The following is a 13161-nucleotide window of genomic DNA, read 5'->3' on the forward strand; positions in this document are numbered from 1 at the left end:
AAAGTAAAGAGATAGTAACTTATTGAAATTAAATGAGTTATGAATGTGAAAAATTCTGGCACTCATCTTGCAATAAAAGTAGTGATTTTAATTATAAACAAATAAACGGAGGAAAAAATGACAACGCAAGTAGCCAATAATGTAACTGTAGAAATAGCGGAAGCTCTCAAGTCTGTTTTGGCAGATCAGTTTGTGCTTTACACTAAAGCACGAAATTATCACTGGAATGTAACCGGCGGACACTTTTTCAGACTTCATGAACTGTTCGAAAAATTGTACGACGAATTAGCCGACGATATTGATGAAGTTGCCGAAAGAATACGAGCTTTGGGCGCCTATGCGCCCGGCGCTATGAGCGAGTTTTTAAAGCTTTCTAATATTACCGAAACAGAAAATTATTATCCCGAAGCGGATGAAATGGTCAATACATTTACTAACGACTATGAGCTGGTAACCAATCGTATACTCGAAAACGCTGCAAGAATTCAGGACGAATACAAAGACGAAGTGACTGCGGGACTTTTATACGGTCTTGCTCAGAAATACCAGAAAAATATTTGGATGCTAAAATCATTAATTAATAATTAAGGAGTAAGAAAAATGGAACAGGTAAAAAACGGGATCCCTTTGATAGGCGACAAAATGCCGGAACTGACGGTGCAGACAACTCACGGCGTGAAAAATATTCCAGGCGATTACAAAGGGAAATGGATTGTGCTCTTCAGTCACCCTGCGGATTTTACGCCGGTGTGCACTACCGAATTCGTTGCTTTTGCAAAGAGGAACGACGAATTCAAAAAACTAAACGCCGAACTGATCGGACTTTCAATCGACCAGGTGTTCTCGCATATTAAATGGGTCGAATGGATCGAAGAAAAAATCGGCGTTAAAATTCCTTTCCCGATAATTGCAGACGATATGGGCAGAGTAGCGGAAGCTTTTGGCATGGTGCACCCGGGCAAAGGAACCAACACTGTAAGAGCGGTATTCCTGATCGACCCGAACGGAGTTATACGCCTTATGATTTACTACCCGCAGGAAATTGGCAGACAGATCGACGAAGTGTTGAGAGCTCTCAGAGCTCTTCAAATTTCGGACGTCAATAAGGTTGCAATGCCTGAGAACTGGCCCAACAACGAATTGATTCAGGATAAAGTAATCATTCCACCTCCGAAAGATATTGACGAAGCCGAAAAAAGAAAATCCTCTGCCGAAGGATACGACTGGTGGTTTACTTATAAATCGCTTTGATTAGTAAGGCTGCAGCCCTGCAGCCTTTTTATTTCCCTCGCCACTTTACAATTAAATCCCTCTTTTTCTATTTTAATCGGTCGGATATCTATAATTTATGTCGATATAATGAATATAAACGTCGAACTAATATTAATCGTTGCGCTGCTGCTTTCTCTGGCTGCCGGTATTACGGTTTACTTTCTGGTAAAAAGGATAAAAGAAAAAAGCAGGGAACTCGAGAATCAGTTGCATCTTAAACTGCAACAGCTCGAAATTCTCAATAGTACTTTGATGGAAGAAATTAAACTCCGAAAAGAAACCGAAAAAAAATTACTCGAAAAAGCCGAGGAACTCCAACAATCCAATCTAGACAAAGACAGGATGTTTTCCGTTATTTCACACGACTTAAAAAATCCATTCCAGGGACTACTCGGATATGCCGATATGCTGTATGAAGAATTTAACGAACTCGACAACAGTATTAAACTGGATCTCGTAAAAGGCATTCGCTTGGCTTCGAAGAATATTTATAATCTTTTAATAAACTTACTCGAATGGTCGAGACTTCAAACCAACAGAATGGATATTAATATTAAAGAAATTAACCTGTACGACAAAGTATGCGAAGTGTTTAGCGTTCATTCGGCTAATGCAAAAAAGAAAAACATCGAGTTATTGAATGAAATAGACGAAAACGCAGTTATCGAAGGCGACGAATATATGCTCAATTCCGTTCTTAATAATTTGATTGGGAACGCAATTAAGTATTCTAACGAAGGAGACAAGGTAATTGCGAGGTGTGAGTTCAACAAGGAGAATCTGGAAATATCGATACAGGATACCGGGGTGGGTATTCCCGTAGACAGATTGAAAACTTTGTTCAAACCCGGAGGCAACCGTTCGACTGCCGGCACTCATAACGAAAACGGCACCGGGCTGGGATTACTGATATGCAAAGAAATGATAGAACGGCTCGGCGGAAAAATTACGGTGGAAAGCAGAGTAGGAGAAGGCGCCCGCTTTTCAATTATTTTACCCTGGGATAATGAGAAAGTATAAATACTATCTGGCTTATAAACCCTATGGGGTACTGTCTCAATTTTCGGATGAGCAGGGAAGGCGTACCTTGAAATCGCTTTTCCCTTTTCCGAAAGATGTCTACCCTGTCGGCAGACTCGACATGGACAGCGAAGGTCTATTGCTCTTAACAAACGATAAGAGAATAAATTCATTGTTGCTAAGTCCCGAGTATCGTCACGAAAGAGAATATTATGCGCAGGTTGAAGGAATTCCCGACGAATCGGCGCTCGAAAAATTGAGAAAAGGAGTGATGATAAAAGGAAATCAGACCTTGCCGGCTAAAGTCAGATTGATTGAAACGCCCGGTCTTCCCGATAGAATTCCTCCAATCAGAAAAAGGTTGAACATTCCTACTTCTTGGTTGAGTATAACGCTCATTGAAGGTAAAAACAGACAGGTAAGAAGAATGACGGCTGCTGTGGGGTATCCTACTTTAAGGCTTGTGAGAGTGCGCATTGAAAATCTTCGTATTGCAAAAATGAACCCGGGCGAAGTAATGGAATTGAAAGGCGTTGCTCTTTCGGAATTTTTAAAAATAATTAAAGAAAAAGCCGCCCCGCATTTAATATAAAATGCGGGGCGGTCTTGAGCGTTACAAGCTTAAGTTAATCCCTCCGTAAATTGACCTGCCGAGAGCGCCGTAATAAAGAATTTCTTCATAATCCGTATTAAAGAGGTTTTCTATTCTTCCGTATAATTTTATGTTGTCGGTTAGTTTATATGAAACGGTAAGATGAACCAGTGTGTAAGGATCCAATTCCACTCTTTGGGCCGGATAAACGGAAAAATCTTTGTCGTATCTGACGCCTTTATATTTTAGTTCTCCCGAAAAATAAAATCGGTCAAACTGATAACCTGCGGAAATAAATGCCTGATGAACCGGTCTTCTTAAAAGTTCTTTGCCGTAATCCCCGCTGCCGGCGTATTTGTCTTTAGTATTGTTGTATGTATAACTAATGTTGAAGTCGATGCCGCGATAATTTCTCAGATTAACATAAGCTTCCAACCCGTACGATTCGGCTTCGGCAATGTTTATTGTCTTAAAATTGGCGTCATAACCGAACATGTTATTCATATCTAGCCGGAAATATGTAAGTCCTGCAATTAGAGCATTGTCGAAGAGATATTGTTCGATACCGAAATCCATCCCTTCGGTTTCTTCCGGTTTTAAATCCGGATTGCCGTATAGCGGGTCAAGCAAATAATATAAAGAGGGGGCTTTGAATCCTGTGCCGTAAGAGAATTTAATTTTCGTGCCTGTTTGAGGAATAAAATAAGCCGGAGCTATTCTGAATGTGGTTTTACCGCCGTATTTGCTGTGTTTGTCGTACCTTATTCCGGCGGTTACAAAAATCTTTCCCGTAATATTAATTTGATCCTGCAAATAAAATCCAACATTGTCCAGAGACGATTCCGGAAACGTGCTCGTATACTCGCCCCATTCCGAATTGCTAATGTAGTTAGTATATGCTGTTTCTTGCTCGTATGTAATTCCCGCAGTAATTGTATTGGAGCTTAAATGCAGCGTGTTTGTAAAATCGGCGGAAAGGCGCGTGCCTCTATTGTAATTGTCTGACGAAATGGAAGGTCTTAACTCGTCAGGCAAATCGAGTGTATTTGCAAAACGTTTGGTTGCGGTAAAAACCAGCGATTGTTCCAGTTTATTTTCAAAACCTTTATAATTCAGAGAAGCTTTGAATATCTGGTCTTCATTTTTATAGGCGTAATTCGGATCGTCTCCGAATTTTTCGTTTTGGTCCAAATCGGTTTTTGTTTTTATATATTTATATAAGATTTCCGCTTTTAGATTGCTCAGCAGCGGATAATTGAGCTTAAGCGTAATGCCGTTATTGTTGTAGCCGTCGGTTTCGGTATTGCCGTATTTGGAATTGCTCGCCGATATCCCATCCGTCGCGAACCGGCTCAAATTGATGAAGTAATTCAGTCTTCCGAGAACGCTATTCAGATTAAGGCTGCCCTTATATGTCGAATGAGAACCTGCTTCTAAATTTAGCGAATAATTGTTCAGTCCGGCTTTTCTGGTGATAATGTTTATAACTCCCGCCGCGGCGTCCGCGCCGTATAAAGTGCTTTGAGGTCCCCTGACGATTTCAATGCGTTCAATATCGCCGGTAGTCAAATTGGCGAAATCGAAAGCGTTGTTAGGAGAAGTCGGGTCGTTCATTTTAACGCCGTCGATGTAAACCAGAGTGTGGCTGGAGTTGGCTCCTCTGATAAAAGAATATGATATCTTACCGGGACCGCCCTGTTGAGTAATCGAAATTCCGGGAGCTCTTCTTAATAGTTCGATTACGTCGTTGACGTTGGCTTTCTCGATATCTTCACGTGTAAATACCGTAACTGAACTGGCTACCGCATAGTAGGGCGTTTCGGTCTTGGTGGCTGTAACAACGATTTCCGACAATGATGATTTTAACGTGTCAGTCTGGGCTTTTAAAAAAGTAAAGGAAATAATAAGTAGTGATGCAATAAAAGTTTTCATGGAAGTTACTCCTTTTTAAAATGACAAATCGGTTGATTAAAAAGTTGTAACTTCGTGGGTTAGGAGATCGGAACGAATTATAATCGGAAGATTCGTTAATCAAAACCTCACCCGCGAAGGTTGATTATTCTTAATTTGCGGCAGGTCTCCTGGCTCGGAACTCCTTTCAGCGCCTTCCCGGAATGTTTCCAGTGGCATTTTGCTGAAGGATTTAATTGTTCCTCACAGTTGCGGGGCAGCACCGGATTTGTATCTACTCACCGGTTTCCCTATTAAGTCTTTAAAGACACCGCAAACTTTTATAAGAACTCTGAGCTAATATAAAAAAATTTCGACTGATTCAATAACAAATTTTCCTTTGAAAAAGATATTTAATAAACTTATCTTAATTAACGAATAATTAAAATTCGGTATTAATCGTGATTACGCGTTTAACTTCACATTTCTCAAAGGCACATCTAATAATTATATTCAACCACAATCTAAATACGGGAGATAATTAATGGGTTGGATCGCTAACGCACTCAATTCCTCTATCGGCAAAAAATTTATAATGGCTCTAACCGGAGTCTGCCTTTTACTCTTCCTGATTATTCACTTGATTAATAATCTGACGCTTTACGGCGGACCCGAGTTGTTTAACACGGTTGTTAAAAACCTGGAAAATATCAAGCCTCTGGTACGAGTAATCGAATTGATACTCGCTCTAATATTTGTCTTTCACATCTATGACGCGATTCGCGTATGGTACGGAAACAAAAAGGCGCGACCGGTTAATTATAAAGTCAATGCTTCTTCGGAAAACAGCACTCTGTTTTCCAGAACAATGATCTGGAGCGGAAGCGTTATTTTTATTTTCCTGGTAATTCATTTGCGAACTTTCTGGGTCTCGTTTAATTTGGGACACCCGCTGGCGCAATCTCATAATTATTATGAAATTGTTGTGCAGGCGTTTAGCGACCCGGTTTATTCCTTGCTTTACGTAGCGGCCATTATTTTACTCGGCTTTCATTTAAAGCACGGTTTCCAGAGCGCGTTTCAGACATTCGGCTGGAATAACAATAAATATTTCCCGTTGATCAAAAAACTGGGAGATATTTATACTTATATAATGGTTATCGGCTTTGCCTCGATTCCTATCTACTTTTTATTTTTTTACGGAGGTAACTGATGGTAAAATTAGATTCAAAAGTTCCGGCTGGTCCTATCGAAGAAAAATGGACTAATCATATATTCAACATGAAATTGGTAAGCCCTGCCAATAAACGTAAATTTGACATTATTGTTGTTGGAACAGGATTGGCAGGCGCGTCGGCTGCCGCTACTCTGGGCGAATTGGGATACAATGTTAAAGCGTTTACATTTCACGACAGCGCCAGAAGAGCGCACAGTATTGCCGCTCAAGGCGGAATTAACGCCGCAAAGAATTATCAAAACGACGGCGACTCGGTATTCCGCCTCTTTTACGATACGATCAAAGGCGGCGACTTTCGTTCTCGGGAAGCGAATGTATACCGGCTTGCGGAAGTCAGCGGCAACATTATCGACCAATGCGTTGCGCAGGGAGTTCCGTTTGCGCGCGAATACGGAGGCGCTCTCGCAAACAGGTCATTCGGCGGCGCTCTGGTTTCAAGAACTTTTTACGCCAAAGGACAAACCGGACAGCAATTGCTGCTCGGCGCTTATTCCGCAATGAACCGCCAAATCAACCTGGGTAAAGTTAAACTCTATTCGCGCAGAGAAATGCTCGATCTGGTCGTAGTCGATGGAGTGGCGAGAGGCATAGTTGTAAGAAATTTGATTACCGGCGAAATCGAAAAGTACTCGGCTCATGCGGTTGTTTTGGCTACCGGCGGCTATTCTAATGTATTCTTTTTGTCCACAAACGCAATGAACAGCAATGCGACGGCAATCTGGCGCGCTCATAAAAAAGGCGCCGCGTTTGCAAATCCGTGTTTCACTCAGATTCACCCCACATGTCTGCCCGTTCACGGCGAAGGTCAGTCGAAACTGACGCTGATGAGCGAAAGCTTGCGTAACGACGGCAGGATATGGGTCTCCAAAATAAAAGGAGATAAAAGACATCCGAACGACATTCCCGAAGAAGAACGCGATTACTACCTCGAACGAAAATATCCTTCATACGGAAATCTCAGTCCGCGCGATATTTCGTCGCGTTCCGCAAAAGAAGTAGTCGACGAAGGAAGAGGCGCTCAGGGTCAGGAAGCGGTTTATCTCGATTTCAGGGACGCTATTAAACGACTCGGTAAAAAAGTAATCGAAGAACGTTACGGCAATCTGTTCGAAATCTATCAAACCATAACGGGCGAAAACCCGTACGAAGTTCCGATGAAGATTTATCCTGCGCCTCACTATACAATGGGAGGACTCTGGGTCGATTACAATCTGATGAGCACGATTCCGGGATTGTTTGTTGCGGGCGAAGCCAATTTTTCAGACCACGGCGCCAACCGGCTCGGTGCAAGCGCATTGATGCAGGGACTCGCCGACGGCTATTTCGTTCTGCCGTATACTATCGGAAATTATCTCGCTTCCGAAAAACCCGAATTGGTAAAAACTTCTCATCCGGAATTCGACAAAACGGAAGAAAACATTAAGAATATGATCAATCAGCTGCTTTCGATAAAAGGCAAGAGAACTGTCGACAGTATTCATAAAGAACTCGGCAGAATTATGTGGAATAAAGTTGGAATGTCGAGAAACGAAAAAGGTCTAAAAGAAGCAATCGAAGAAATCAAAACGCTGAGAGAAGAATTCTGGAAAAATGTCAATGTTGTCGGTAAAAACGAAGATGTCAATCAATGCCTGGAAAGAGCGGGCAGAGTGGCAGATTATCTCGAACTCGGCGAATTGATGGCTCGCGACGCATTGAATCGAAATGAATCTTGCGGAGCTCACTTCAGGGAAGAATATCAAACCGAAGAAGGCGAAGCGCTCAGAAACGACGAGGAATATGCTTATGTAGCTGCCTGGGTTTTCAAGGAATTGGGAGATTGGGAACTTGTAAAAGAACCGCTCGAATTCGAAAATATTCAGTTAGCTACAAGAAGTTATAAATAATACTGAAAAGTTTAAGGGTATTAAAATGGAAGAAAAAAAATTAAATCTTACTTTGAAAATCTGGAGACAACCGGCGCCCGATGCCGCCGGAAGCTTTCAGGAGTATAAAATATCCGTTTCGCCGGATACTTCTTTTCTCGAAATGCTCGACGAATTGAACAATGAGCTTGAAAGCAAGAATCTCGACCCGATCGCTTTCGAAAGCGACTGTCGCGAAGGTATTTGCGGCACATGCGGATTGGTAATTAACGGTCACCCTCACGGACCGCTTCCCAAAATTGCCACGTGTCAGCTGCATATGAGAAATTTCAAAGACGGAGACACTATTTGGGTAGAACCTTTCCGGGCAAAAGCATTCCCCGTAATAAAAGACCTGATGGTTGACAGGTCGGCTTTCGACAGAATAATGGAAGCTGGAGGATTTATTTCGGTCAATACAGGCAGCGTGCCCGACGGTAATACGATCCCTATTCCGAAAGATATAGCTTCGGAAGCTATGGACTCGGCTTCGTGTATCGGTTGCGGCGCGTGCGTGGCTGCATGTAAAAACGCCTCGGCAATGCTGTTCGTAAGCGCGAAAGTTTCGCAGTTCGCATTGCTTCCTCAGGGGCAACCGGAAAGATACAGAAGAGTGCAGGCGATGGTTAAAAAAATGGATGAACTCGGATTCGGCGCCTGCTCCAATACCTATGCATGCGAAGCGGAATGTCCGAAAGGAATTTCCATAAAGAATATTGCCAGAATGAATAGGGAATTTATAGCGGCTAAAGTTAAGACCGAAGAGGTCGACGCTTAATTTAATCCCGACATTCTATGTCGGGATTTTTTTTGACCTTTTTGGTATTATTGGAGTGTGATTTCAATAAATTATCCATGTTTAATTCGCCGGGCTGATATTTATGTTCGAAAGAGAAATAAAATTTATTTACGACTTTAACCTGAACAAAATTAACAGGCTCGGTACGTACTTTACTTTCGAACAACTAAAAAACCTGGAGCTTCACCCTGCGATACTGAATTATATCTCCGCCGAAATCGATTATATCATATTCGAAGACAGACAGAAACTTCTCAGCAGTTCGGTATTCGATTACTCCGGCGAAAAAATTTCGCATTATTTCTCACTGATAAACGAGGAAATCAAAAGAAATAAAAAATTATCATCCGATTTCGTTTCCAAATTATTGCTCCACGCCTCTTCTTTCAATGTTAATTTCCTGGCGCGGCCGCGCTGGACGCTTACAAAATTTATATTCGACGAAAACAATCATCGCACGGGCATCGAAATCAAACAGATTCTCAATTATCTCTATTATTATTCATATCTTAAAAAGATTATTTTCTCATACATCGACAAAAAGAAAATCATTTCGTTGAATTCCGAAGAATTCTCCGAACTGTTGCAAAAAATCGACGACATCGGCAAAGAAACTAACCTGCAGAGTCTGCTGTCGGGAGCCCTTAAATCGATGGCGGATTTTTTCAATATCGGAGAACTTCAAAAAAACAAAGTGCCGCTACTAGCTGTGGAAGAATTTTTAAAAGAAAAGGAGTTGGATCAGCATATCAAGAAGCTTAGGATAATGTACGGGGACGATAAATCGATTAGATGCAGCGTTAACGATCTGATGAAAGAGTTCGGTACTATTTTGCCGCTGGTTGAAGAAGACGTCCAAGAAACAGAAACGAAAGATGAAGAGTTGAAAGAGGAAACCGTCGAAATTAATAATGTCGATTCGTCTGAAATCGAAGAAAAAATAGAGGAACATGATTCCGTAAATTTCGCACGGGAAGAAATTGTTGAAAATACAGATGAAGAAATAGAAGAAAAAGAAACCGAGGACTCCGAAGAAATAAACGAGGAAGAGACTCTGTTTGACGATCTCCCCAAGGAAGATGAGATACGGGAACTTTCGATTGAAGAAGAGGTAAATACGGAAGAGATTTCCGGAAGCGACGAAGATGAAATTCAAGAAGAGGAAGATATTTTTATGCGGGAGGAAGAAGTCTCGATTACTTATAAACCGCCGAAGGTGGATATTCGTGTAGAGGAGGAAAATGAGGAAGTTAGCGAAAACAGCGAGGGACCGGACGAAGAAGAGCAAGAAATTATATTATTGAAAAGAACTGATTCCGAAAAAGAGATAGAGGATGCCGACAATCAATTTGAAGAACCTGAAAACGAACAAGGTAAAGAAGAAGAGAACTTAGAAAAAATCGATATTAATAAATTGCTGGAAAACAAAGATATCAATAAAATTATAGAAGTAATCTTCGATTACGATATAGAAGAATTTACAAACGTGATAGAAAGTATTTCGAAGTCGAAGGATATATACGAAGCGTACGCCATTATAAACGAAGCATTACTCAACAGAAATATCGATTCCGCGGGCAAAGAAGCGGAATTGTTCAAGTCAATTATTACCGAACACTTCGGAAAAGAATCCTGATATGTTTATCGATTATGCAAAAATTTATGTCAAAGCCGGGAAAGGCGGAGACGGAGCGGTTGCTTTCAGAAGAGAAAAATACGTTCCCAAAGGCGGTCCCGCAGGGGGCAACGGAGGCAAAGGCGGCGATGTTATATTTGTCGCCGATTCCAATTTAGGCACGTTGCTCGATTTTAAGTACAATAGAAAGTATATGGCGGAAGACGGTCAACCCGGCGGAAATTCTTTGAAAGACGGGCGCAACGGAAAGGACATTATAATTAAAGTTCCCGTAGGCACAATTATAAAAGATGAAGAGTCCGGCAAAGTCCTGTGCGATTTGAATGAGAACGGGAAACAATACGTTGCCGCCAAGGGCGGAAAAGGCGGAAAGGGAAACAGCAATTTTGCAACTCCAACCAACCAGACTCCGCGTTACGCCGAAAAAGGAAAACCCGGCGAAGAAAAGAACATAATTCTCGAGTTAAAATTGATTGCGGATGTGGGGCTCGTCGGTTTCCCTAACGCGGGTAAATCAACTTTGATTTCAACGGTTTCTGCCGCGCGACCCAAAATTGCCGATTATCCGTTCACCACTCTCGAACCCAACCTGGGAATAGTTCGTTATAAAGAATACGACAGTTTTACAATTGCCGATATACCCGGCATTATCGAAGGAGCTCATGAAGGGAAAGGTTTGGGATTGAAATTTCTGAGGCATATAGAAAGGACGAAAATATTATTAATCATGGTAGAAGCAATTTCGGAAGATTACCAACGCGATTTTAATATTCTTCTAAATGAATTAAATAACTATTCGAAAATCCTGGCAGGCAAGAAAAAAATATTCGGAATATCGAAAGCGGATTTGCTGACGCATGACCAAATAGAAAAAGTAAAGTCTTTGACGTTGAATAACCACAATGAAAAGATTATCGTTTTTTCCGCTGTCAGCGGCTACGGCATGGATGAATTGCTGGATACATTATGGACAGAATTAAAAGACTGACGCCGTCTCTTTATATAATCAAAATTACGTCTTTGTTGTTCGTTCTGTTTGGGGCAATGTTATTTTCTATGTCGGTCGGCAGCGCCGATTTCGGAATTAAAAGCCTGATAAATATTTTAACGGGAGGCGAAAAGAACGAATTGTTATCGCGTATTGTCTTCGATATCAGATTGCCAAGAATATTATATGCGTTGGCAATTGGCGGAGGGTTGTCGATATCGGGGGCGGTTTTCCAATCGATACTCATGAATCCGCTGGCTGAGCCGTACATACTCGGTATTTCGAGCGGCGGTACGTTCGGAGCCGTTCTTTCATTTACGCTGGGATTAACTTTTGCCGGCACTCAAGTTCTCTCATTTTCAGGCGCTCTGCTTGTTATGATAATAGTTTTTATGCTCGGGAAAAGATACGGCGAAATCGAGCCGAATACACTGTTGCTTTCGGGAGTTATGGTAGGCGCATTTTTTTCCGCATTAATTTTGTTGATGATGAGTACGCTTAACGATTCCTTGAGGACTGCTGTTTTCTGGCTTATTGGCAATATCTCGATGGCTCCCAAAGAACATGTATACCCGGTGCTCTTTGCATCATTATTGATTTCCATATTTCTGGCTGGACTCTCGAATAAGTTTAACATCCTAAGTATGGGCTCTTATACAGCCAAACAATTGGGAGTAAATACCGAATTACTGAAGACAATTGCCTATTTATTGACAAGTTTTCTTGTCGGCTCGCTTGTTTCGGTCAGTGGAATTATCGGTTTTGTCGGGCTGCTGATTCCTCACGTATGCCGTCTGATTTTTGGCAACGACAATCGGATTGTTTTTCCGGCGTCGTTCATTGTGGGCGCTGTTTTCTTAATATTATGCGATACGATCGCTCGTTCGGTCATCGCCCCTGCGGAATTGCCGGTTGGAGCCATTACATCTCTCATAGGAGCGCCCGTTTTTATTTATTTATTAAAAAGAAGAAGATCCTCAGAGGTAATATGAAGAAAAAAATATTTTTATACGTGATAATTATTGCGACGGCTTGTTCCACCGGTATAAATTTATTTACCGACAGCGACGAGGTGGCGCTCGGTAAAAAATTCGACGAGGAAATACGCAAGAATTCGGAAGAGTACCCTATTTACGATAAAAATCCCGAATTGAAAAATTATATCGAAAAAAACATTTTCAACGAAATATTAAATTCGCCGGAAGTAAAAAAAAGAACGGTATATAACTACAAGATGGAAATTATCGACAACGATTCGGTATTGAATGCATTTGCAGTGCCGGGAGGTTACATCTATATTTATACGGGATTGCTTAAATATCTCGACTCGGAAGCGGCGCTTGCCGGCGTAATCGGGCATGAGATAGCTCACGTAGAAAGACGACACGCAACGCAACGTATTACTGCGGCATACGGCATTTCCTTTGTGATGAGTGTTGTTCTGGGAAATAATCCTACGCAACTTGCCGAGCTCGCCGCCAATATGTTCACAGGTTTGGCGCTGCTCGCAAACAGTCGTTCAAACGAAGACGAGAGCGACCAGTATTCGATTTTGTATTTAAAGACAACTCGATTTTATCCAGGAAGCGTTAAATTCTTTTTCGAGAAGTTACGAGACGACGGCAAGATATCAACTGCCGATGCAGGCATTGCCACGTTTTTGTCGACTCACCCCGATCCTTTGGACAGGATTGAAAATACCGAAAAAAGAATTTCTGAAATGGGCTATAATGTATTGACGTATAAAGACACATCCGCACCGGGTATTTTTTATAAGGAGTACCAGAGGTTCGTTAAATCGAAAATGCAATAAGAGAAAAATT

12 protein-coding genes and 1 riboswitch are annotated in these 13161 nt (G+C 41.6%); of the genes, 11 read left to right on the forward strand and 1 reads right to left on the reverse strand.

Annotated elements, in window-relative coordinates; all coding sequences use genetic code 11:
• Nucleotides 1–117: 117 nt before the first annotated feature.
• The 4 genes from ACOYVE_RS14055 to ACOYVE_RS14070 all read left to right on the forward strand — a co-directional run bounded on the left by ACOYVE_RS14055 (nt 118) and on the right by ACOYVE_RS14070 (nt 2884).
• Nucleotides 118–588 (forward strand): Dps family protein, encoded by a 471-nt coding sequence (locus tag ACOYVE_RS14055; protein ID WP_014855144.1) that lies wholly within the window; start codon nt 118–120, stop codon nt 586–588.
• Between the two features lie 12 nt (nt 589–600).
• Nucleotides 601–1251, forward strand: a complete 651-nt coding sequence (locus tag ACOYVE_RS14060) for a peroxiredoxin (RefSeq protein ID WP_014855143.1) — start codon at nt 601–603, stop codon at nt 1249–1251.
• A 108-nt stretch (nt 1252–1359) separates the two neighbouring features.
• Nucleotides 1360–2292, forward strand: coding sequence for a sensor histidine kinase (locus tag ACOYVE_RS14065; protein ID WP_014855142.1), 933 nt, complete (start codon nt 1360–1362; stop codon nt 2290–2292).
• Nucleotides 2279–2884 (forward strand): pseudouridine synthase, encoded by a 606-nt coding sequence (locus ACOYVE_RS14070; RefSeq protein ID WP_422882472.1) that lies wholly within the window; start codon nt 2279–2281, stop codon nt 2882–2884. The genes ACOYVE_RS14065 and ACOYVE_RS14070 overlap by 14 nt, the downstream gene beginning before the upstream one ends.
• Before the next feature lie 21 nt (nt 2885–2905).
• On the opposite strand, the gene ACOYVE_RS14075 is transcribed toward ACOYVE_RS14070, so the two are convergent.
• Nucleotides 2906–4816 carry a TonB-dependent receptor plug domain-containing protein gene (locus tag ACOYVE_RS14075; RefSeq protein WP_014855140.1) on the reverse strand — a complete coding sequence of 637 codons (1911 nt, stop codon included), beginning with the start codon at nt 4814–4816 and terminating at the stop codon, nt 2906–2908.
• A 122-nt stretch (nt 4817–4938) separates the two neighbouring features.
• A riboswitch (cobalamin riboswitch) is annotated at nt 4939–5125 on the reverse strand.
• Between the two features lie 193 nt (nt 5126–5318).
• On the opposite strand from ACOYVE_RS14075, the gene ACOYVE_RS14080 reads away from it, so the two are divergent.
• The 7 genes from ACOYVE_RS14080 (at nt 5319) to ACOYVE_RS14110 (ending at nt 13151) form a co-directional block, all read left to right on the forward strand.
• Nucleotides 5319–5987, forward strand: coding sequence for a succinate dehydrogenase cytochrome b subunit (locus tag ACOYVE_RS14080; RefSeq protein WP_422882474.1), 669 nt, complete (start codon nt 5319–5321; stop codon nt 5985–5987).
• Nucleotides 5987–7897, forward strand: coding sequence for a fumarate reductase/succinate dehydrogenase flavoprotein subunit (locus ACOYVE_RS14085; protein WP_041355746.1), 1911 nt, complete (start codon nt 5987–5989; stop codon nt 7895–7897). Before ACOYVE_RS14080 ends, ACOYVE_RS14085 begins: the two co-directional genes overlap by 1 nt.
• Nucleotides 7898–7922: 25 nt before the next feature.
• Nucleotides 7923–8693, forward strand: a complete 771-nt coding sequence (locus tag ACOYVE_RS14090) for a succinate dehydrogenase/fumarate reductase iron-sulfur subunit (protein ID WP_014855137.1) — start codon at nt 7923–7925, stop codon at nt 8691–8693.
• Nucleotides 8694–8796: 103 nt separating this feature from the next.
• The gene (locus ACOYVE_RS14095; protein ID WP_014855136.1) at nt 8797–10350 is read left to right on the forward strand and encodes a hypothetical protein; all 1554 of its coding nucleotides are present in this window, start codon (nt 8797–8799) and stop codon (nt 10348–10350) included.
• Nucleotide 10351: 1 nt separating this feature from the next.
• Nucleotides 10352–11338, forward strand: a complete 987-nt coding sequence (gene obgE, locus ACOYVE_RS14100) for a GTPase ObgE (protein WP_014855135.1) — start codon at nt 10352–10354, stop codon at nt 11336–11338.
• The gene (locus ACOYVE_RS14105) at nt 11317–12330 is read left to right on the forward strand and encodes a FecCD family ABC transporter permease (RefSeq protein WP_014855134.1); all 1014 of its coding nucleotides are present in this window, start codon (nt 11317–11319) and stop codon (nt 12328–12330) included. The genes obgE and ACOYVE_RS14105 overlap by 22 nt, the downstream gene beginning before the upstream one ends.
• Nucleotides 12327–13151, forward strand: a complete 825-nt coding sequence (locus ACOYVE_RS14110) for a M48 family metalloprotease (protein WP_014855133.1) — start codon at nt 12327–12329, stop codon at nt 13149–13151. Before ACOYVE_RS14105 ends, ACOYVE_RS14110 begins: the two co-directional genes overlap by 4 nt.
• The last annotated feature ends 10 nt before the right edge of the window (nt 13152–13161 follow it).

Origin of the sequence: Melioribacter sp. (assembly GCF_049325435.1) — a bacterium.
Classification (GTDB): domain Bacteria; phylum Bacteroidota; class Ignavibacteria; order Ignavibacteriales; family Melioribacteraceae; genus Melioribacter; species Melioribacter roseus.